Origin of the sequence: Micromonospora sp. CPCC 205546 (assembly GCF_036902715.1) — a bacterium.
In the GTDB taxonomy this organism is placed as follows: Bacteria; Actinomycetota; Actinomycetes; order Mycobacteriales; family Micromonosporaceae; genus Micromonospora.
This window is the reverse complement of the sequence record NZ_JBAKHL010000175.1, coordinates 1-820: the sequence shown is the minus strand read 5'-3', so window position 1 is coordinate 820 and position 820 is coordinate 1. Positions and strand designations below refer to the sequence as shown.

The 820-nt window shown below is 67.8% G+C and carries 1 protein-coding gene; it reads left to right on the top strand.

Annotated features, from left to right (window positions below):
- Window positions 1-10 precede the first annotated feature (10 nt).
- Window positions 11-820: AMP-binding protein (locus tag V6U77_RS29905; RefSeq protein WP_334610081.1), on the top strand; the 810-nt coding region annotated here is incomplete at its 3' end.

The following is an 820-nucleotide window of genomic DNA, read 5'->3' as shown; positions in this document are numbered from 1 at the left end:
GTTGGCGTACGTGATTTTCACGTCGGGGTCGACGGGTCGGCCGAAGGGTGTGCAGGTGACGCACCGTGGGTTGGCGAATCATGTGCGGTGGGCGGCGGGTGAGTTGGTGTCGCGTGGTGCGGGTGGTTGTGCGGTGTTCTCGTCGGTGGCGTTCGACTTGCAGGTGCCGAATCTGTGGGCGCCGTTGGTGGCGGGTCAGCGGGTGGTGATGGTGGGTCAGGATGTGGATCTGGCCGAGTTGGGTGTGGTGTTGGCGTCGTCGGGGCCGTTCAGTTTCTTGAAGTTGACGCCGGGTCATCTGGAGATTCTTGGTCGGCAGTTGTCGGATGAGGCGTTGGCGTCGTTGGCGGCGGTGGTGGTGGTCGCTGGTGAGGCGTTGCCGGCGGCGTTGGCGAATCGGTGGCTGGCGCTTCTGGGGCCGGGTGGGTTGGTCAACGAGTACGGGCCGACCGAGGCGAGTGTGGGTACGTGCGTCTTCCCGGTGCTGGTCGAGCAGGCGGGTCCGGTGGTGCCGATCGGTCGGGCGTTGCCGGGGATGACGATGTACGTGTTGAACCGGGACCTGCACCTGTCGCCGGTGGGTGTGGTCGGTGAGCTGTACGTGGGCGGTGTGGGTGTGGCCCGGGGGTACGCGGGCCAGCCGGGCTTGACGGCGGAGCGGTTCCTGCCGGATCCCTTCGGGGCGGCGGGGGCGCGGATGTACCGCACGGGTGACCTGGTGCGGCGGATGCCCGACGGGGCGGTGGAGTTCGTCGGGCGGATCGACCACCAGGTGAAGATCCGCGGCTACCGGATCGAACTCGGCGAGATCGAGTCGGTC